Origin of the sequence: Tolypothrix campylonemoides VB511288_2 (assembly GCF_045999855.1) — a bacterium.
GTDB lineage: Bacteria > Cyanobacteriota > Cyanobacteriia > Cyanobacteriales > Nostocaceae > Scytonema > Scytonema bouteillei_A.
On record NZ_JBFPMW010000002.1, the window covers coordinates 763,093 to 784,141 of the forward strand.

Below are 21,049 nucleotides of genomic sequence, written 5' to 3' on the forward strand. Positions count from 1 at the left end.
CTTCTCCTCTTTATTTGCTAATCTTAAAGCATTAATTAACCAATCCACTGAAAGAGTGATAGAAATTTGTACTATTTACTAATATTATAATAAATCATTTTTTCATAACGTATTCATAATTTTATTGAGATAAAGCTATTGAGTTTGACGAGTCATATTGTTTTTATAAATACTTCCATGATAATAAATAAGCTGCAACAACCAATACAATTGCTGTTCGTATTTACGCTCTTTGCTATAGTTATAGCTTACTGTGCTGTCTGCATATTACTTTTTCTACGGCAATCTCGGTTTATCTTTTTTCCCTCTTCGATCGTTGAAACAACACCAGAGTTTTTCAATCTCAATTATGAAGAAGTCTGGTTACCTGTCAGCGTTTCTTCTGGCAAAGTGCAACGCGTCCATGGTTGGTGGCTACCTTCTAGCCAACCTGACAGTAAAGTGCTGCTGTATTTTCATGGCAATAGTATCAACATTGGAGCCAACGTTGTTCGCGCACATCGGTTTCACCAACTTGGGTTTTCGGTCTTCCTGTTCGACTATCGCGGATACGGTTGCAGTGAAGGAAGCTTTCCGAGCGAGTTACGGATTTATCAAGATGCAGCCACAGCTTGGGAGTACTTAGTCAGTCAGCGCAAAATCTCACCCAACAAAATTTTTCTGTACGGTCATTCCTTGGGAGGTGCTGTAGCGATCGATCTAGCTGTTAAGCACCCAGAAGCCGCAGGCTTGATTGTAGAAGGTTCTTTTACCTCCATTCGCCAGATGATCGCACATCGGAACAATTTTTGGATGCTGCCAGTCAATTTAATTCTAAAACAGCGGTTTGATTCCATCGTGAAAGTGCCAAATTTAAAAATACCAGTTTTATTTATTCACGGCACTGCTGATGAGGTCGTTCCCGCCTTTATGAGCAAGACCCTGTATGAAGCTGCTCCCGCACCAAAGGACTTAGTTCTCATTCCAGGAGCAGAACATAACGATGTAGCAGAGGTTGCTCCTTCTGTTTATTGTGAAGCAGTGCAGTCTTTTGTCAAACACGTGCAGGATCGCAGTAGCTCGCAATTCGTATTGGAATAGGGTTGTCATGAAGGATGAAGGCTAAAGGATAAAGTCTTAAAAATTTAATTTTTCCGTCATTGAATTAAGTTACACACCATGGATAAATCTAGGGGCTAAGATTTATCCTCAATACATCTATTTTATACTCCGTGTTTTTCTTGATTGTATTAAGAAAAACAATTTACTGCGTAATTTTACAATTAATTCTTTCTTTGATTTTACCAAGTAGAAGAAATACGATCTCTCACCTTGCAAGACGTTTAAATAACCGTCTTATTCTTTTCAAATGTGGTTTTGACTGCATCCTTCCTGAGAGGTAGAAAAATGATACGTATCCATCCGGAGATGATAATAAACCGTAGAAGAAATTACATAAGTGAAACTTCGCATTGCTCAACTGCCGAAAGAGGCTTCCCACAATGGCTACCACATCCCTGTACTTATTACAATCTCCCGGTCATCCAGCTATAGAAATTTCTCAGGATGAATTGCGATCGCTCTTAGACGGAATAGAAACCGAATTACATCAAAGTAAAGTTTATCGTCGTGCTCTCGCTATGATGCAACAGTTGCTAGGTTCATCAGCCGAACAAGCACAAGCACTCTTTCAATCCATAGGTAGAGAAGCAATTGGTTTAGCTTTTCGCCAATTTGTGCAACACGCGCAAAAGGTAGAAGACGAAAATAACCAACCAGAAAACAACTATCAAACAGACAACAATAATATAGAAATTGTAGCGACTCTTTCTGAAGAAGCAGAGGTTGTTGATTTCACACCTTGCTTAACGGATGTTAGAGCACACGAAAAAGAGAGTGTTGAAACAAACATTCAAAATGATTTCCCCTCAAAACCAGAAGTTGTGCAAACCTTAGAAAACCAGCCAGCCAAGAAAAAACAAAACAGATGGTTTGGAAACAAAAAGCCAACAAAAGCTGAACTAGCCGAACAAAAAGCCCAACAACGTATAGAAAGCCTGCGTCAAGTTGGTCAAAAACTGCGGCAAGTAAGAGAGTTGCAAGGTCTTTCTCTGAACCAGCTTCACGTTTACACTCACGTACCTATCTATCAAATGGCTGCAATAGAAGAAGGTAACTGGGACGCATTGGCAGAAGATGTCTATGTTCGTGGCTTTATTCGTGTTATGGGTAATGCCTTGGGACTAGATGGAGCAAGTTTAGCTGCTTCTTTACCTGTTCCAGAACCCACAAAATTAGTGTTACCAACGTCTTATCAATCTCAACTTCAATCCAGTAACTTAGGATTTGGGATTAAACCAGTGCATCTTTATGTAGGCTATGCAGCCCTTGTTGCTGGTTCCTTGGGAGGATTGTCAATCATGTCTCAGCAAGCGAATGCAAACGCCAGCATGGATACAGGCGAAGTACCTGCATCCTCTTCTGTCAAGCAGTCCTTGAGAGACGAAAAACCAACTTCCAAACCCGGGTTACAGTCTAGCACGGCAGGAATCGCAGTTGGTTCCGATATTGCCCCACCAGAAGCACTGTAGATTTTGGATGCGTGGATGTTGAATGACCCACTACCCACTGTACGGCGGCGCAATGCCTTGCGCCCCTAAGAACCACTAACCATCCATATAGCAACTCCGCCTGAAGCTTTAAAATACAGACGGAGTTTTACAACACATTAAAAATTTTATTTGCTTTATTTTAAAAGCCTTGTTACCCTAACATCATATTCAGTACACTGTGGACGCTCGCTTCTAGCCTGAATGCGTGCCATAGCATTAGCTTTGAATTTTGATTCAGCGTCTATTTCGTAACGTGTTGTCTCGCTTTGAAAGGTACTGTGTAATTGGTCAAGACATTCTCTAGTATCGACTAATACTTCGTATGTGTGAACCATTTTAGGACCTCCAAATGCTCCGCAGAGCAAACTATGAGAATGTATTTAGTATATGAACTGAAAGAGGCTCCTGTTTGCGAACACATACAATTCTTTATTGAAAGCTACATAGTTAGTGAAAGTACACGTAACTTCATTAAATCAGTGACTTTACTATAGTCTTTAATTAAAATATGCAACTTTTATTGCAATTTAAAAACGTAGGTTGAGGAGCTACTCCCTTGCAGCGATCTGGAAACGAGGAGATCCCTACTCCCTATTATCAAAACAGCATTATACTGGTACTCCTAAAGATAGATAGTTAAACCCAAAGATAGATTAGATAATACTGTCAACACATACTCAATCAATGTTTTATAGATAACATTGTTTGCGGATATAGCTACCTGTAAATTTAGAGATCGGTTCTTCAAAATGGTAAACACCCCTCCCTCATTATTTTCCGAAGAGCAGTACAAAGTAGATGATGCTGGTGCAGAAGTCTCTGCCATTATTGAAACAACACCATCAGAGACAGAAATTGACCTGGAATTTCTGTTTACTAGGGATATTGAGTTTCGTCAGGAAACTCTTTACTTTATTGTCGTCGATCGCTTTTATGATGGTGATTTAGAAAATAGTACAGGTGCTAATGCAGAACTGTACGATCCTACCAAACAGGATTGGGGAAAATACTGGGGTGGTGACTTACAGGGTGTGATCGACAAATTAGATTATTTGAAAAACATGGGAGTGACTGCAATCTGGTTAACTCCTTTATTTGAGCAAGTAGAAGACTTATTTGTAGGCAATGCAGCCATGCATGGCTATTGGACAAGGGATTTTAAGCGGATAAATCCTCGATTTATTGCTACGGGGGAAGAACCGTCTTTAAACAAAACGCAGGAAACAAGAAATACAACATTTGACAAGTTGATTGAGGAACTGCACAAGCGTAAGATGAAGCTAGTGCTAGATATAGTTTGCAACCACAGTAGCCCCGATATCAGTGGTCGTAAAGGCGAACTATACGACGATGGAGTCAAAATTGCTGACTTTAACGATGATGAAGCTCACTGGTATCACCATTATGGTGAAGTACAAGATTGGGAAAATGAATGGCAAGTGCAAAACTGCGAACTTGCAGGTCTAGCAACCTTTAATGAAAACAATATCGAATACCGCAGCTATATCAAAGCAGCAATTAAACAATGGTTGGATCGGGGTGTTGATGCACTGCGAGTCGATACTGTCAAGCATATGCCCATCTGGTTTTGGCAAGAATTTACTGGTGATATGTACAATCACAAACCAGATGTGTTTATTTTTGGCGAGTGGATTTACAGCCATCCCCAAGACGATCGCTCTGTAGAGTTTGCCAACAACTCTGGAATGACTATTTTAGATTTTGGGCTGTGTGTCGCTATTAGGCAAGCTTTAGGTGAAAGTGCTGAAGCGGGATTTTATCTAATTAAAGACATTTTTGATTTAGATTATCGGTACAGCGGGGCGACAGAACTCATCACCTTCATTGACAATCACGATATGCCCCGCTTCCAATCGTTGAATTCCGATCCAGCGAGGTTAATGCTAGCAACTGTCCTCATTATGACCTCTCGCGGTATTCCCTGTATCTATTACGGTACGGAACAATATCTTCACGACGATACCAATGGCGGTAACGATCCCTACAACCGCCCGATGATGGATAAGTGGGATATAGATACGGAAATATATCGTTATATCAGGTTACTATCTGGTTTGCGGCGACTCAATCCTGCTTTATCAATGGGTAGCCAGTGGGAAAAATACATCACCCCTGATATTTACTGTTATGTACGCCGCTATCGTGACTCAGTGTGCTTTGTTGCACTCAATAGAGGTGGTTCTACGACCATACCAGAAGTTGCTACAGACTTACCTGATGGAGAACATACCTGTGTCATGACTCGCAATAAGTATGAAGTTAAAGATGGTAAAATTTATGACCTACAACTAGAAGAACACGGTGTAATTGTACTCAGCCGTGTTGGAGAGCGAGTCAAAGGGCAAACTATTGTACGCGCACAGCTTAACGGAGTGCGTACTCAACTAGGTGAAAGAATCGTAGTCATTGGTGACTGTCCGGAATTGGGCAATTGGGATATCGCCAAAGCATATCCTTTGGAATACATAAACGAAAACACGTGGTTTGCCGAAATTCCCTTTAATGAAAGCGCTGGTAAGCTCATCAGCTATAAATACGCGATGTTGAGAGAAGGAACTTCCCCCCTTCGAGAAAATCTCATGACTCGCCGTTGGGTTATTGCCAAAGAAGGTACTGTTAAGTGGCGCGATACTTGGGCTTCAGGACGAGAATCTTAAGTCTAAGTTTTACCGAAGAAAGGCAGAGGGCAAAAGGACTTTGAGAGTATTTCCCCCCTTTTTTAGCTACGGTGGTGTACAGATCTCTAGAAAAGAGATGAAACATAGTGAAAAGGGAGAATTGGAATTCAGTTCCCCCCTTTTTTAAGGGGGGTTAGGGGGGATCGAAACCGCAATGAATGCACTATTGAAGAAAGGACTTTGAGAGTATTTCCCCCCTTTTTAAGGCTTACGGTGGTGTACACAAGTCGAGTTGGGAATCAAATGGACGGAAAAGAACGGAAAATGATTTTTTGAAATCCTTGATTTTCGTTCAACCTCTATCAATATACTGGCACTATTGAGAATCAGGAGGCTCAACTCAAAATCTTACCTACTAAGGTTTTTATCCCACATTCCGCACAGATTAAAGCGGATTTAATAATTATGAATTTTAAAAATAAAAGCTTGTAATGATTGACTAGTAATTATTACAGACTTTTTTGGTATAAAATAATCGAGTTAGGTAGCTATGTGGAAAAAACGATGAATGAGCCAATAGAAGCAATAAAAGTCCTAAATATAGACCATTTAGGAATAATAGCTGAATGATTAAGTAAAATTCCTGAACATTGGACAATCTTAAAACTAGGAAGGTTGTGTGATGTCACAAAATTGACTGGATTTGAATATACAAAAAATTGAACTTTAAAATGTATTACTCTTACTTACAAGGGTACCAATACACTATCGGACTTCATTAGACATCCAACAGGTAAAATTTTTTCTAAAATTCGAGAAGTTGGGGAACAGCAAACAGTCAGAATAGCACTTGACAGTCTACAGGTGAAGGCAGAATGTTCGCGCTGCTGACCCGATAGGTTCATTCTTCAAGACAAGTGATGTACTTGGACTTTGCGGACTTGTAGAAAAAATATACACCATTCTACATATTCCAGATAAAAGCGATCGCGGTGAAACAAGAATCGCAACCCAAAACCCCCAGTACTCGCCACTGTAGGTTTTGCTTTGGTTGCGTCATCCCGACCAATTGCCGTATTCGGGTCAGGGAGGAGCGATAGGTACTAAAAACACAGCAAATCACTTTTCAAACAACCTCGTAGATCGTGTTGTTTAATTTCATCTTAATTTCATTTCTCTTTGTAAAACTGATAGTAGGTTGTGTCAGAGTCTCATTTAATTGTAGGAAGGGATGTATTCTAGTGGGAAATGCTTGCTAGATTTTTGTTTGCTATTGCTCAAATTATATAAGACTACATGGGGAAAACATAAGTATTTTAGAAAGCTTATAACTATTATTTTTTCAAATTCAACAAGGAAGTCTGTAATGAAATCATTAAAATCCAAACTTATTCTTCTAGGGCTTATAGGAATGTTATTTCTAGCAGCATGCAGCAATAGCAATCGCTCCACTGATTCAGAATCTTCTACAGCAAAAAGTCAGACTAGCACGACCTCAAACAACCAGCAATCCATTCCTACAGCCTCAGCTACAGCAGCCAAAAAAACAGAAGAGCAACATGGCAAATCTCATGGGGGAACAATTGTAGAAACAGGAGCTTATCACTTGGAATTTGTTCCTTTAAACGAAGCGAATGGAACACACTTAGATTTTTACCTGCAAAAAGGAGATAATCACGAAGCAATTACTAATGCCAAAGTAACAGCCTTAGTTCAGTTACCAGACGGGACGCAAAAGACAATTCCCCTCACCTATGATGCAAGTGGAAAACACTACGAAGGAATGCTTGCAGAAAAGGCAACGGGTCAATATCAAGTAAGAGTTACATCTAATATTGGTGGTAAAAAAGTAGATGGACGTTTTACATTTAATAAATAAGATGATAGTGGTTAGTGGTTAGTAGCCAACTAACCACTAACAACCAACAACTAATTAAAGAATATGAGACTTTTACTAGTAGAAGATGAACCAGATTTAGGCGCTGCGATGAAGCGAGTTCTCAACCAGGAAAAGTATGTTGTAGACTGGGTGATGGATGGTTCCGAAGCATGGGATTATCTCGAACGAGGTTGGACGCAATATACTCTCGCAATCTTTGACTGGTTGCTTCCTGGATTGTCGGGAATCGAGTTGTGCAAGCGGTTGCGGGCTAAAAAGAATTCTTTACCTGTGTTGATGCTAACTGCTAAAGACAGTATGGAAGACAAAGTCACCGGGCTGGATGCAGGTGCAGATGATTATTTGGTCAAGCCCTTTGGGATGGCAGAATTGTTAGCAAGATTGCGTGCTTTACAGCGACGTTCTCCTCAGTTTCAACCTCAACAATTACAGGTTGCTAACCTAACGTTAGATTATGGCGATCGTACTGTTTACTGTTCGACGGCAAATGGTAACAAAAAAGAAATTCTTTTAACTAATAAGGAATTTCAACTCTTAGAATATTTTATGAAGCATCCCAACCAAATTGTAACAACCGACCAAATTCGCAATCAGCTTTGGGAGGCGAATGCAGATACTATAAGTAATGTTGTTGCCGCACAAATACGTCTGCTGAGACGACAACTAGCACAAGTCGATAGTACCCATATCATTGAAACGGTTCATGGTAAGGGTTACCGTCTCAATACAACCGATGAACCAACATAAGCTTTTTACTCAAACTCGTTTGCGGCTGGCTGGCTGGTATGCTGTAGTTATGGGCTTCATACTGAGTTTGTGCGGCTTGGGGGTATACGAAGCCATCGTTCATGCTCACTGGGAAACTGTGAATCGGGAATTGGAAACTGTTGCTGGAACTTTACACGACAGTGTTGAAAATGAGTTGAAGCAACCAGAACGTCTCGAACCATCCGCCCGACAGCTTTTGCCAGAACCAGAACCAAAACGCCACATTCTGGGTGCGGTTCACCAAGGTAATTACTACGTCCGGTTGCTAGATCGTTCCGGACGGGTTGTTGCTACTGCTGGTTTTGAACCGGAAAAGTTACCTGTAACCCCTGGTGATATCGTCTGGAAAACTCTTACAGATGCAAGCGGAAATCGCTATCATCAGATTTCTCTAGAGCTGCATACCAGGGATCGTCAACCTTGGGGACATATGCAAATGGGGCGCAGTCTTCAAGATGTGGATCGCTACTTAGCTAATGTGAGGTTAGCTTTATTATTGGGATTGCCATTGGCGATGATTTTGGTAGGTGGTGCAAGCTGGTGGTTGTCTGAATTGGCAATGCTACCAATATACAAATCTTACAGGCAAGTAGAACAATTTACGGCGGATGCAGCTCACGAGTTACGAACACCTTTAGCTGCAACACAAGCAACGGTGGAGTCTGCGCTGTTAATGAGTGATTTGGATGACAAAGAAGCACGGGATATATTAACAACTGTACAGCGTCAAAATCAGCGTTTAACGGCTTTGGTGACCGATTTGCTTCTACTAGCTCGCATGGATAGACAAGCTGTGTCGGTAAAACGAGAGCGTTGTTGTCTTAATGACATTGTGGATGATTTAATTGAGGAGCTGGCAGCTTTGGCGATCGCATCTCAAATTCATTTGAAATCTGAAGTCCGAAAACAGCAAATTTTGCATGCAATCGGTAATGAGGAGCAAATTTATCGTTTGGTTTCTAATTTGATTGTGAATGGCATTCAATACACGCCAATTGGCGGTCAAGTTCAGGTTATTTTGGATAGTGATAGCTGTCATGCCATAATTCAAGTTCAAGATAGTGGAATAGGGATTGCACCTCACGAACACAAACGAATTTTTGACAGATTTTATCGAGTGAATAGCGATCGCTCTCGCAGCACGGGCGGTTCTGGATTGGGATTAGCGATCGCACAGGCGATCGTACAAGCACATAAAGGTAGCTTGAGCGTACAAAGTGAGTTGGGAAAAGGCAGTATTTTTACGGTTCAATTACCTTTAACTTAATTTTCACCTAATTCCCAAATAGTAAGTGAGCTTAGTTAACTTTCACTTTACAGATGGACTAAATGTAAATCCACAAGGGGAGTTGTTACTTGACCCGTCCAGAGTCCTTCTATTAACTTTGTATCTGTACTCACAGAACCGTACATTGTTACCATTGCCTTTAGATTGTTATACGTAAACCGGAACTGATAATTACCAAGCTTAAAAGGTTGAAAAATCCATTTACCACCTTCTCCGCTATCCATGCTAAGTCCAAGCCTTTCGCCCCAAATCCAAAAGATTTCTGCATTAGGAAAGAAGGCCACACTTTCTCCAGGTATGACAAAAGGAAAATCAGATTCTAAGGGCGCTCTGGGGCTAATACAGCCCCCTTCAAAGGAAATTGGACTATCTGGACTATCTACACTCACAATTTCCGGAAACAAGGTGAAATACAAGCTAAATCGAAGAGGAGTTGGGGTGTTATTAGTAATACGAATACCAATCTTTACAGAATATCTAGGGGAAAAATACCCAGGTGGTATTGGTAATAAAGGTTGTAATACGCACAGCAGTTTCTGCACCAAGGTTCTTTTTGGTACGTTGAACACTGGCTCCAGCACTATAGTTTCAAAACGGACGCCATCTACTTCAACAGCGTTGTTATCATTCAATATACTTGATGTCATATTGACTACCGTCTCAATAACTATATTTTCTGGCGCTATCTATCATAACTGCACATGACTCTATCCACCCAGTCCAAACCTTATATGGAAATATTACTTTTTGTTGAAAAATATTTTCATATATATAGTTTTTTAGTAATTTTTAAGTACTGAAATCAAATATGTTTTTTTTTGAATTAGTTGATAAGAAGATAAAAGAGTATATAAAAACAAAACAATGTATAGAAGATGAAGAAATATATTGTCAAGCTGTATTAGAAGTATTTAATAATTTAATGGAAACTAGTTGTTTAGATATAAATGAAAAAGATGAAGATGGAAAAACTATATTAATGTGCCTTGTTGAGGTTGGTAATATTGATTATGTTAAACTTTTGGTTGAAGCAGGCGCAGATGTTAATGCGGTAGATGGCGGTTACGACTTTGCTTTACAAATTGCTACTCGTATGGCTTGGCAAGAGGCTTTTGATTACTTAGCACCATTAACATCTCCCGAACTTCGGGAAATCTCAGAAAAATCATTACCGAAATGGTTTATTTATCATCAAAAAAAGAACAACTATGCTGTTGAAGCATTTGTTGATGATGCTTTCTTCGGGAATATTAATGTTGTTTCTAATGCAATTTCTCAAGGCATAGATGTAAATGCAATTAGCTCTAATGGTGAAGCAGCATTGCATAAAGCTATAAGAAATAATCAATTATCAGTTGTTCGTATTTTATTAGAAGCTGGTGCTAATCCTAATCTTAAAGAAGAGAGTATACAGGGATATACACCGCTAATGATTGCTTTAAATTCTGCGAAAATTAGCCATGAAATATTCCAAGCATTACTTGAAGCTGGAGCAGATATTAATAGCAGTTCTAGCCAAGGTGAAACTGTTTTAATGTTAGCAGTCTTTAAGTTAAATACAAAAGCTGTTCGGCAATTACTTGAACTTGGTGCTGACTTTAATGCAAAAGATGAAAATAACTTTACTGCTCTTGCAGTTGCAGAAGAATTAAGCAAACAAGGTTTTTGGGATGACACCAAGTTGTCAGAAATAATTCAACTTTTAGAAAGCTATGGAGCAATGGAAAATTAACTAAGGTAGTCGATATTATTGGTGAAACGACCGCTACCCATCCCACTCTACCAGCACCCCATCAACTACCAATGACCACTGCGGAAATTTCGCTACCAGCTTTTTAATCAAAATCAGCACTTGCAAGGTCATCCTTCCAGCATCAGATAGCTACGGTGGTGTACACAAGTCTTCTAAAGTGCATTCTTGCGGTTTCGATCCCCCCTAACCCCCCTTAAAAAGGGGGGAAATTTTTCAAGTCCCCCAATTTATCGGAGGTTTTAGGGAGATCTCTAAAAATGTGTGTACACCGTAGGCATCAGATAGGGGGTCTACGCACTTAGAAGGTGATGCATTTGTCAAAATAATAAGGTGTTGATTGACAGTATCACGAAACAGATTGCGGGCGCGATCGCCAAACTCACGAGCCACTGCGACAAGAAGGAAAGCTGAATTATTAATGATTGTAGTTTCGGATACATCACCAATTTTTTATCTTTGACTGATATCGATTAACTGTCTCCAGCAAACCACCTTTTGAGCTTCATCTCAGTTGATTCAGACACTGTTACAAAAGTACCAAAATGATTTAAGCGATTAAACTGAACTTAGATTCAGGCGAACTCACCTAAAAATTAAATTTACATAACTGAATTAAATTAGATTCTTGTGGGATGGGTATCCTTACCCGTCCTCATTTGTACAGTTGTTAGGAGGAAAAATGGCAGTCACACAAAAACTTCAACGTTTTGGAAATCATCTGATCGTTGGTATTTCTGGAACTACGCTCAATGATGATGATAAGCGGATACTGAATGAGTTAAAACCAGTTGGAGTTATTTTCTTTCAAAAGAACTTTCGTTACGATGCTCCTTATGAAGTGTGGTTGCAAAGCTTTAGTGAGTTGATAGACCAAATAAAGCAGTACAGCGATCGCGATTCAATGTTTCTCACCCTAGACCATGAAGGTGGTCGAGTCCATCGCACCCCACCACCCCTAACCCGATTTCCTCATGCCTTACTTTACAAATCTAAATCCCGTGAAATCGCAGCAGCCACAGGAGTAGAACTGAAATCTTTGGGAATTAATGTCTCTTGGTCTCCTGTCGCCGATATTTTTTCCAATTCCAACAACCCAGTTATTGGACCTCGCGCTTTTGGAGAAACTCCGCAAATGGCTGCTCAAGGTATTATTGATTACTACCTTGGTCTGCAAGACTCAGGAATTATTGGATGTGCCAAACATTTCCCAGGTCATGGCGACACCAGCACTGATTCTCACTTAGAGTTACCGACTCTCAATTTATCTATAGAGGAACTGCGAAATCGCGAACTGATCACCTTCAAAGCACTGATTGAAAAGCAAGTTCCCATTATGATGACTGCTCATATCTTGTTTTCCAAAATAGATCCAAATGTCCCAGCTACCCTATCAAAACCAATTCTGCACGGTATTCTTCGAGAGGAATTGGGTTTTGAGGGGGTAGTTGTGTCTGACGATTTGGATATGAAAGCTGTCTCAGATATGTATACTCAAAGTGGAACTGTGGGACAAACTTTTCATGCTGGCTGCGATCTATTAATCGTATCTCGCAACCTTCCTTCCTCATCCTCAGAACGAATCCACAAGATTGGGCGAGATTTTTCAGACTCTCTTGAGAGTGGTAGTCTCTCTGAATCGGTAGTTGAAGCAGCTCGAGTGAGAATTGAGAAACTACTCGCTGCAACTCCACAATACAAACCCTATTGTCTCGATCGCAATACACTTTTACAACACTCTGAACTTGCGATCGCTTGCTCGTTTCAATCCCATTAAACTCTCGCCTTTGGGCTGTATATGTTAGAATATGCCGACAATATGCAAAGGATTGCGTCGGTATCATATCTCCAAATTTCTGCGTCCTCAGCGTCTCTGCAGTTAAATAAATTATTTTTGAACTGCAGAGTACGCACTTGAGCGCAGAGGAAAAAGATCGGGAATGACTGCTGGAATTAAAAAATTAGTTCAAACCAATAAACTCTGCTTCGTTATCACAAACTCAACCTGGTAACAATGAGAAGTGACTTGCTCAATCCAATTTTCCGTTGCAAAAACTTGAGTGTTCTCATTGTGGTTGCTTCCTTGTGAGTAGCTAAAGCGAATCACGCGAATACCATCAAGGCTCCGAAACCAAACGGTTGAGCGATCGTCTGCTGAAGCGATCGCCGGATTGGAGTGTTGTCTCGCGTATTCGAGCAGGAGTTGCGGATCGTCTGGTGCTACCTGCAGTACGTCGATTTGAGCCATTAAACCATCGTGAGTTTGGATCGTAAAAGGCTGTGCTGTCATTAATGCCGTTTCGTAATAGCGCAAATCCATCCGAACACCAAGCTCTTGGTAGCTGGCAAAACTAGCAGCAATATCTGGATTATGGTGAATTGCCCTGCTTGCTTCCACACTTTCCCATTGCACAAGGTTCACTACTTTAGAGCCATCTAAACTGCGGTGGACAATCGCCCTGATAAATCCCGCCTGTTTGCAGATCGTAGTTTCTGCATCAAACTTAATGCGATTGACAAGTACGTTCTGTCTGAACGGTTCGACCGTAAATACATTAATAAAGGTAGCAACATCAGGATTGATTGTTAAGGGTGCCATCATTAGCGTTTTTCCCATTGAAATAGTGGAATACGCTGAGTGTAGCGATCGCCCCTCACCCAATGCTTGACAAGTTTTGCTTCCTCTGTGCAAATCTTGCTGCGATCGTTACCGCGACGCCCTAAACGTCTTTGGCGTCACGCCAGTGTACTGTTTGAAGAGGCGAGTAAAAGAACTGTGATTGTTGAAACCAAGTTCAAAGGTAATTTCTGTAATCGTTAGTTCCGTATTTAACAACAGCTGTTTTGCTCGGTCAATCCTGTATCGAGTCAAATATTGATGGGGAGTTACGCCCGTTGACTGCTTAAACAAACGACAGAAGTGATACTGGCTTAAGTTCAACACTCCCGCCATCTCTGACAAGGAAATATCCTGGTTGAGGCGATCGTGGACGTAGTCCGCGACTTTCTGCAATTGCTGCTCTGATAAACGACCTTCTGAATGAGAGGAAAACTGTGGTTGCCAAACCGAGTAATTCTTGAGGAAGTGAATAACTAACCCAGTTGCCAAAGATTCACCAAAGACTCTTCCTGCTGGATGTCCTGCTTCCACATCAGTCTTAAGAGCAAGCCCAACTTGCTGAACGAAGGGATCGACTAGACCAATCTGGGGAATCAGTTCAACCCGCCTGACTCGAACAGATTCATGGACGATTTGCTCAAAAAACTTGGGAAAAAAGCCAATTAAGGAAAAATTTCCTGCCTGTTGCCAATTAGATGAATACCGGACTTCAGCAGGAATGAAAAGCACTTCACCTGGCTGGCAGTAACGAGTGTACGCCCGACCATCAATCCGATGCTCTGACGCAATGGAATGCCCGCTCCCTGTAATTCCAATAATGTGTTGCGTACACTGAAATTCCGGGCTTTTATGAGCAGGGTGACCGTAGTGATTGAAAAACATTCCTCGCCATCCCGATCGCTCACTTGACAAGATAGGATGCTCGGATAACGCAGGATGAGGATATCTAGTCAAATCTACTAGCGGTAGCTCATTCACAGAAGCCATTATCAGGAAGCTATGCTGTTCACTCTAACAATTTAACGTAAAGATTGGACTTTGGACAAATGAGCAATCGCAAAACAGGAACAAAAAAGTCATCAAGAGCATAATACTTCAGTTCCAATGCCTAACTTCGCGGGCGTAAAGTCATGAAAATACCGTTGCGTGGTCGCAAAGTTATCATTGGTTGTGGAACCACAACATGACCGGGTACTAGCTCTAAACGATACCTTTGGGCAACGTCAGCGATCGCTAACTGGGCTTCCATTAAGGCAAAATTATTACCAATACAAGTCCGTGGTCCACCACCAAACGGAAAGTAAGCATATTGCGGACGACCAGCAGAAGCTAGAGGCGAAAACCGTTCTGGGTCAAAACCTTCGGGATTCTCCCAAAAATCTGGATGTCGATGAGTCACGTAAGAACTCAAAATAACCGTGGAATTGGCGGGAATATCATAGTCGTCAAATTTGTCTGAACCAATACTTTCGCGTCCGATTTCCCAAGCAGGTGGATACAACCGCATCGATTCGTTTAGCACCTGTTGAGTGTATTTTAAATTTTTTAAATCAAATAAAGTGGGAACACGTCCGCCAAGCACCTCGCTCAACTCGGCATACAAACGACGTTCCACTTCTGGATGCTTAGACAGCAAATACCAAGTCCAAGACAAAGCATTCGCGGTTGTTTCATGTCCGGCGAGGAAAATTGTCATGACCTCATCGCGAAGTTGTTTTTCGCTCATCGTCTCGCCAGTTTCTTCATCGCGAGCAAACACCAGCATCGATAGCAAGTCGCCAGTATCTTGACCAGACTGTCGCCGCTCGTTAATTAAGCCATAAACAACACTATCCAGAGTTTTGAGTGCTTGTTGGAAGCGAGCATTTTCTTCGGTAGGAAAGTTTTCTGGTAGAGCAAACAAAGAACTAATGCGATTGTTAGCGTGTCTGAGAACAATCGTGAGCGCTTGTCCGACATCGCTGGCTTCATCGCTAATATCAGTAGTAAATAGCGTGCAACAGACGATTGTTATGGTAAGGCGCATCATTTCATTAGTAATGTTAATTGGTTCACCACGTTCGGCAAAACCTTTCCACCGTTTCAGCATTGCTTGAATTGCATGTGTCATTGTTTCAGAAAAAGCACCAATCCGATCCCGGTGAAATGCAGGTTGCATTAACTTGCGCTCGCGCCGCCACAAATCATCTTCACTGGTCAGCAAACCTTGACCTAAAAAAGATTCTAGCCTACGATAACCAAAGCTTTTGCGGTAATTCTTATTGTTATCTTGAAGTACGTGCTTGATATGATTGGGATGGCTGGCTAAATACAAAACGCGAGTTCCTAACCTAAAGCGCACAACATCACCATACTCGCGTCTTAAATTCAGTAAAAAATTGAGCGAGTCTGTTTGAAAATTAGGTAAGCTTCCAATAATTGGCACATCTTGCGGACCAGGAGGGATATTTTGTAGACGTTCTTTTTGATAGGACATATTTTGCCTCCTGTTCTACTGTAATGACTTTCATAACACAGTAACGATAGCCAACGTTTTTAATTTTGTTATCTCTCCAAAGTGTTTCAGTCTATAGGGTGAGAAAATAAAGTATCGGATTTTACAAATGAATTTAATATTTAGCCTATTTAAAGGTAGTTAACATTCGATACTGCAAGGGTGGAGAATTTTTGTAGTAGGGTTGAACGATAGTGAAACTCAAAAAAGCCTGTAAACGTTAGTTAGATTTCGTGCCTCAAACCAATCTATATATTTTTGTATTTTTAGGCAGAAATTAAGCAGTAATAGATGTAAATTTTATAAGTTATAAAACTTTTAAGTTGTGTATTTCCTGCAATATTTTTGTAAAAAGATGGTTTTATTCAACCCAAAACAACTATTTTTTGTTATACTTTTAACGTAAAAAAATTAGATAGGGATGAAAATTGAAGTAAATCTTTGTTATTTCAATTTATCTTCAAGAAGCTGTTAATTTTCAAATTAAAGTGATTTTAAATCAATTTTCTTGATAAAGTATTCATTGTATTCCAGAACACAAGTTGGCTTCTAATTCGAGACATTCTTTAGATGGAAGTTAGGTGGATTAGCAAGATTTATGCTTGTACTATACAGCGCTGATTTTCAACCTCTAACAGTCACAAAATTTGTTAGAACATATTGTCACGCAATCTTGACTATTGCCTTTCTTAAACATAGATTCAAATATCTACTAGATGATTATGCGTACTTCCTTTCTGTTGAGTCTCGCTATACTGCCGATTGTGTTTAGTAGTGGGTTATCAGCTCGAGCTGAGACTGCAAAATCTGCCAATTCACGGGCGATCGCTTCTGTAGAAAATCAAAAGCTGAGTTTTCCAAAAACCGCGCCCCAATCTAATTCCACTACAACGCTGGCTCAACCAGTCAGTCCGATCGCTGTTAATTCTGCTGCCAAGCCTATCCCAGGAAAGGCTCTGACTTCTGCTTCTGCTCTCTTGGCTAAGCCCTCTAAAAGTGTAGTTCCTACTATGGCTCAAGCTGATACGACTACGCCCGGTACAATTACACCAGGTCAAACCATACCCGGTACCACTACTCCAGACACGACTACACCAGGCACAACTACCCCAGACACGACTACACCAGGTCAGACTATACCCGATACCACTACTCCAGACACAACTACACCAGGTCAGACCATACCCGGTACAACTACTCCAGGCAGAACTACTCCAGATACTAATGGTGTTTCGCCAGGAAGATCTACCCGTTCTGGACCAAGCTATTTCGGGATTGGTGGCAACATTGGTTTGGGTTCAGGAGACACTGCTCTCGGCGAAGGTAGCTTTGCTATCTTTAGCAAACTTGGACTTGCAAGATCTTTTTCTGTGCGACCCAGTCTCTATGTTAGCGATGATCCAACCTTGCTGATTCCAGTAACATACGATTTATTACCTATAGGAGTGCCAGGAGGAGGTAGATTTAGTGTCGCTCCTTACCTTGGAGCCGGAGCAGCCATATCGTTTGGTGACGACACTTCAGTTGATTTCCTAGTCACTGGTGGTGTAGATGTTCCTTTGACACCCCAATTTACAGCAACGGCTGCCGTAAATGTAACGGCTTTTGATAACACTGCTGTAGGGCTGGTAATCGGTGTAGGCTACAACTTTTCAGGATTCTAAGTCAATTGCTAGGGGATGAGACACATTCCATGTCGTGGAAGTCCACTACGGTCCTTTTCAGATTGAAGTCCCCTTAGTCGTTACTATCGGCCGCGATCGTAACGAGCCTCAACGCGATCGCGGTTTTCTCTACCAAGAAACCTGTTAAGTTATTAGAAGGCATAGGTACGCGGAGTACGTTGCACTGTCACCCAACGATCGGTCGTGAACTCTGCAACTGCCCAACTACCACCAAACCGTCCGATGCCGCTATTCTTCTCACCACCAAAGGGAGCATTCGGAAGATCGTTGACCGTCTGATCGTTAATGTGCGTCATCCCTGCTTCCATTTGCAACGCAAAATGCAGTCCCCGTCGCTCATCGCGGGTAAACACGGCACTCGATAAGCCATACTCGGTGTCGTTGGCAACTTGCAAAGCTTCTGCCTCATCACGGACTTTAATAATGGGGGCGACAGGCCCAAACAACTCCTCCCGTGCCACGGACATCTGATTGGTAACATCGACAAAAATATGCGGTGGTAGCATTAGCCCGTCCGGATCGCCACCGAGCCGTTGACGCGCACCATCCTGATGTGCTGCTTGAATGTGCTTCATGAGTGAATCTAACTGAGATCGATCGACAATCGGACCAATTACGGTATCTGCATCATTTGGGTCCCCCATCTTTAAATTGCCGACGCGATGGACAAAGCGATCGACAAACTCATCATGCACCCGCCGATCTACAATCAATCGATTTACACTCATGCAGATCTGACCCTGGTTCAAGAATTTGCCAAATACGGCAGCATTCACTGCTAACTCCAAATCGGCATCGTCCAATACCACCAACGGACTGTTTCCACCCAGTTCCAGCGACACACGTTTCATAACCGGGCTGTCCATTGCCTGCTTTCCAATATGCCGACCTGCCTTGGTCGATCCGGTAAAAGTAATTACACGCGGAATAGAATGACCAACAAAAACATCGCCAATTTCATGTGCTGGACCTGCAACCACGCTAAATACGCCAGCAGGCAGTCCGGCTTCTTCATAGATCTTGGCAAGGATGAGACCGCCAGAAATGGGGGTATTGGAGGGCGGTTTTTGCACAACTGCATTACCCAAGGCGAGAGCAGGGGCAATCGAGCGATTGGCAAGATGTAGGGCAAAATCCCACGGGCTGACGACCCCCACCACACCCACAGGTTGACGATACACCCGGCTTTCCTTACCAGGTATATCAGAAGGCAGTAAATGACCTTCAGCCTGATAGGGAATTGCAACCGCTTGTTGCATGAGATCGTGCGCTGCCTGCCATTCCAGCATTGCTTTCGTGCGAGGGCTACCTGCTTCGCGGATCAACCAAGAAACGATCTCTTCACGACGAGCTTCCATAATCTCAACAGCACGCTGCATGACACGCGATCGCTCACTTGGCAACGCTTTAGCCCACTCCACCTGAGCTTCCTTAGCTGTCCGGTAGGCATCATCAATGTCTTGCTCATTTGCCGCCGGAATTTCCATAATTGTAGTTTGGCTGTATGGGTTGATTGGGCGTACTTTGTGTTCGGAGCGCCCCGCTATCCAACGTCCACTGATAAACAGGCGATCTAACCCCGTGTAAGGAGCAGGTGCATTATCAGTTGCGTGGGTTGTTCGGTTAGAAGTCGTTGCAGTCATTAAAAAATCTCCGTTGCTCTCGCCTAATTAAAAACGTGTAAAACAGCTTTCCTACCAAAGCATAGGTCTAGAAGTTGTTGTGCGATATCTCTCACGTGGCTGGGTCTAAGGTACTTCCACATCAATAAAGAAAAAGTTCAAGACTCCACAATTGAAAGTACTGTTTGTATACTCTCAAAGCATCTGAAGACCACCACTAACAGGTAAATACGCCCCTGAGATAAATCTCGCTTCCTCTGACGCTAACAACAAAATTGCACCTGCAATATCTTCTGGCAGTGCATTTCGTTTCAATGGAACCATTTGAGCAGAAGCGTCTTTGCGCTCTTGTGGTAACTGAGCCGTTGCATCAGTCAGCACCAATCCTGGTGCTACGACATTAGCACGAATTCCGTGAGGACCTAGTTCTAATGCAAGGCTTTTTATAAAGGCATCTAATCCAGATTTTGCCGTGCTATGGGCAGAGAACCCCCGATCGGGATAGCGAGACAGTCCACTGCTGACTGCAATGATGGAACCCCGGTTTTGTTCAATCATGGATGGCACAACTGCCTTGCAAGGAAAAAAAGCACCTTTGAGTTCTCCAAGCAGTTTTGCTTCAAAGTCTTCCCAGCGATAGTCTATGAAGGGAGCAATAGGAAACCCAGCATTGGCATTGATAACTAGCGTATCAATGAGACCAAACGCCTCTGCAACCTGTTGCACCATGACTTCCACTTGTTGAGGATCTTTAACATCTGCTTTAACGGCTAGCGCCTGACCTCCAACTGACTCAATCGCTTTCACCACTTGCCCAGCCGCTTCTTCACTGCCATAATAATTAACACCAACGGCGGCACCGTGACGTCCTAGCAATTTAGCAGTGGCTGCACCAATCCCGCGACTTGCTCCTGTAATCAGAACGACGCGATTGTTCATCAATTTGTAATTGTCTAAAATTTGCTCCCTTTGAGAGTGTGTAGCAACCATAGTAATTTCCTTTCACGCTGTTGAGTATTTAATGGCTCTTGACCAGTGGTGAGCGCTGGTTCCACCTGCTGGAGAAAACAAATTCTTCTAAGGGCTTGCGAGTACGGGGGGCTAACTCTCGTTGCAGCAGCCTCTGGGATAGAGTTTGTGGATCTCCTAAATAACCCAGTGCAATTGCCGCAACTGGCTCGTATCCTTCAGCAATGTCGTACACCTCTCGTACTTTGGGTACGTCAAACCCTGCCATTTGATGGATAAATAAACCCAATGCAGTTGCTTGAATTGCCAGGTTGGCTTCTGCCGTTCCGACATCGTGAAATGCGTGTCGGTTTTCCACACCATTGCGCTCAAAGTAAAGCTTTGCTACAGAAACTATTAGCACCGGGGCATTTTTCGCCCACTCTTGATTTCCTTCTGCTAAACAGTTCAATAGACAATGAAATTCAGTCTGGTTGTCTTTAGTAGCAACAATAAAGCTCCAAGGTTGTTCATTGAAAGAAGAAGCTGCCCATCGTGCTGCTTCTAAGACACTGCACAATTTTTCCGGCTCAACTGGTCGATCTGAGAAAGCCAGAGGGCTCCAGCGTTGCTTTAGCAATTCTTCGATTGGATATTGGGTATCCGATGTTTTGTCTGCGGTCAAACTGTTTTTAACAACATTGTTTATCATGCGTGTACCTCAATCCTACTTATCTCTATAGA

18 protein-coding genes are annotated in these 21,049 nt (G+C 42.1%); 9 read left to right on the plus strand and 9 right to left on the minus strand.

Annotated elements, in window-relative coordinates; genetic code table 11:
• Positions 1 to 177 precede the first annotated feature (177 nt).
• Both AB0756_RS07750 and AB0756_RS07755 read left to right on the plus strand, forming a co-directional pair.
• On the plus strand, positions 178 to 1,080 hold the full coding sequence (locus tag AB0756_RS07750) for an alpha/beta hydrolase (protein WP_038089024.1): 903 nt from the start codon (positions 178 to 180) through the stop codon (positions 1,078 to 1,080).
• A gap of 401 nt (positions 1,081 to 1,481) precedes the next feature.
• Entirely contained in the window at positions 1,482 to 2,570 is a 1,089-nt protein-coding gene (locus AB0756_RS07755) for a helix-turn-helix domain-containing protein (RefSeq protein WP_038089027.1), read from the plus strand.
• A 155-nt stretch (positions 2,571 to 2,725) separates the two neighbouring features.
• Here AB0756_RS07755 and AB0756_RS07760 read toward each other — a convergent pair whose 3' ends face one another.
• On the minus strand, positions 2,726 to 2,926 hold the full coding sequence (locus AB0756_RS07760) for a hypothetical protein (protein ID WP_072040802.1): 201 nt from the start codon (positions 2,924 to 2,926) through the stop codon (positions 2,726 to 2,728).
• A gap of 414 nt (positions 2,927 to 3,340) precedes the next feature.
• Between AB0756_RS07760 and AB0756_RS07765 the strand changes: the two genes are divergently transcribed.
• From AB0756_RS07765 to rppB, 4 genes are all read left to right on the plus strand, one after another.
• A complete protein-coding gene (locus AB0756_RS07765; protein ID WP_038089094.1) occupies positions 3,341 to 5,269 on the plus strand; it encodes an alpha-amylase family glycosyl hydrolase in 1,929 nt (642 codons plus the stop codon).
• A 1,327-nt stretch (positions 5,270 to 6,596) separates the two neighbouring features.
• Complete coding sequence (locus AB0756_RS07770) at positions 6,597 to 7,109, plus strand: hypothetical protein (RefSeq protein ID WP_038089030.1); 513 nt, start codon at positions 6,597 to 6,599, stop codon at positions 7,107 to 7,109.
• Between the two features lie 63 nt (positions 7,110 to 7,172).
• Positions 7,173 to 7,877 (plus strand): two-component system response regulator RppA, encoded by a 705-nt coding sequence (rppA, locus tag AB0756_RS07775; RefSeq protein WP_038089032.1) that lies wholly within the window; start codon positions 7,173 to 7,175, stop codon positions 7,875 to 7,877.
• Entirely contained in the window at positions 7,864 to 9,165 is a 1,302-nt protein-coding gene (rppB, locus tag AB0756_RS07780) for a two-component system sensor histidine kinase RppB (RefSeq protein ID WP_038089036.1), read from the plus strand. Before rppA ends, rppB begins: the two co-directional genes overlap by 14 nt.
• Before the next feature lie 47 nt (positions 9,166 to 9,212).
• Here rppB and AB0756_RS07785 read toward each other — a convergent pair whose 3' ends face one another.
• On the minus strand, positions 9,213 to 9,833 hold the full coding sequence (locus AB0756_RS07785) for a hypothetical protein (RefSeq protein WP_038089039.1): 621 nt from the start codon (positions 9,831 to 9,833) through the stop codon (positions 9,213 to 9,215).
• Positions 9,834 to 9,994: 161 nt separating this feature from the next.
• On the opposite strand from AB0756_RS07785, the gene AB0756_RS07790 reads away from it, so the two are divergent.
• Complete coding sequence (locus tag AB0756_RS07790) at positions 9,995 to 10,918, plus strand: ankyrin repeat domain-containing protein (RefSeq protein ID WP_038089042.1); 924 nt, start codon at positions 9,995 to 9,997, stop codon at positions 10,916 to 10,918.
• Positions 10,919 to 11,152: 234 nt separating this feature from the next.
• Here the strand turns inward: AB0756_RS07790 and AB0756_RS07795 are convergent, their stop codons facing one another.
• Entirely contained in the window at positions 11,153 to 11,329 is a 177-nt protein-coding gene (locus tag AB0756_RS07795; RefSeq protein WP_153021533.1) for a hypothetical protein, read from the minus strand.
• A 289-nt stretch (positions 11,330 to 11,618) separates the two neighbouring features.
• On the opposite strand from AB0756_RS07795, the gene AB0756_RS07800 reads away from it, so the two are divergent.
• Entirely contained in the window at positions 11,619 to 12,713 is a 1,095-nt protein-coding gene (locus tag AB0756_RS07800; RefSeq protein ID WP_038089097.1) for a glycoside hydrolase family 3 N-terminal domain-containing protein, read from the plus strand.
• 189 nt (positions 12,714 to 12,902) lie between these two features.
• Here AB0756_RS07800 and AB0756_RS07805 read toward each other — a convergent pair whose 3' ends face one another.
• The 3 genes from AB0756_RS07805 to AB0756_RS07815 all read right to left on the minus strand — a co-directional run bounded on the left by AB0756_RS07805 (position 12,903) and on the right by AB0756_RS07815 (position 16,032).
• Complete coding sequence (locus AB0756_RS07805; protein WP_162002272.1) at positions 12,903 to 13,538, minus strand: antibiotic biosynthesis monooxygenase family protein; 636 nt, start codon at positions 13,536 to 13,538, stop codon at positions 12,903 to 12,905.
• 105 nt (positions 13,539 to 13,643) lie between these two features.
• Complete coding sequence (locus tag AB0756_RS07810) at positions 13,644 to 14,543, minus strand: AraC family transcriptional regulator (RefSeq protein ID WP_082051822.1); 900 nt, start codon at positions 14,541 to 14,543, stop codon at positions 13,644 to 13,646.
• Between the two features lie 121 nt (positions 14,544 to 14,664).
• Positions 14,665 to 16,032, minus strand: a complete 1,368-nt coding sequence (locus tag AB0756_RS07815) for a cytochrome P450 (RefSeq protein WP_038105970.1) — start codon at positions 16,030 to 16,032, stop codon at positions 14,665 to 14,667.
• A 740-nt stretch (positions 16,033 to 16,772) separates the two neighbouring features.
• Here AB0756_RS07815 and AB0756_RS07820 point away from each other — a divergent pair.
• Positions 16,773 to 17,714: a hypothetical protein gene (locus tag AB0756_RS07820; RefSeq protein ID WP_050046403.1), complete on the plus strand. Its 942-nt coding sequence runs from the start codon at positions 16,773 to 16,775 to the stop codon at positions 17,712 to 17,714.
• Between the two features lie 152 nt (positions 17,715 to 17,866).
• On the opposite strand, the gene AB0756_RS07825 is transcribed toward AB0756_RS07820, so the two are convergent.
• The 3 genes from AB0756_RS07825 to AB0756_RS07835 all read right to left on the minus strand — a co-directional run bounded on the left by AB0756_RS07825 (position 17,867) and on the right by AB0756_RS07835 (position 21,017).
• Positions 17,867 to 19,378: an aldehyde dehydrogenase family protein gene (locus AB0756_RS07825; protein WP_038105972.1), complete on the minus strand. Its 1,512-nt coding sequence runs from the start codon at positions 19,376 to 19,378 to the stop codon at positions 17,867 to 17,869.
• Positions 19,379 to 19,552: 174 nt separating this feature from the next.
• Positions 19,553 to 20,347 carry an SDR family oxidoreductase gene (locus tag AB0756_RS07830; protein ID WP_050046404.1) on the minus strand — a complete coding sequence of 265 codons (795 nt, stop codon included), beginning with the start codon at positions 20,345 to 20,347 and terminating at the stop codon, positions 19,553 to 19,555.
• Positions 20,348 to 20,375: 28 nt separating this feature from the next.
• Complete coding sequence (locus AB0756_RS07835; protein WP_050046405.1) at positions 20,376 to 21,017, minus strand: nitroreductase family protein; 642 nt, start codon at positions 21,015 to 21,017, stop codon at positions 20,376 to 20,378.
• Positions 21,018 to 21,049: the final 32 nt, after the last annotated feature.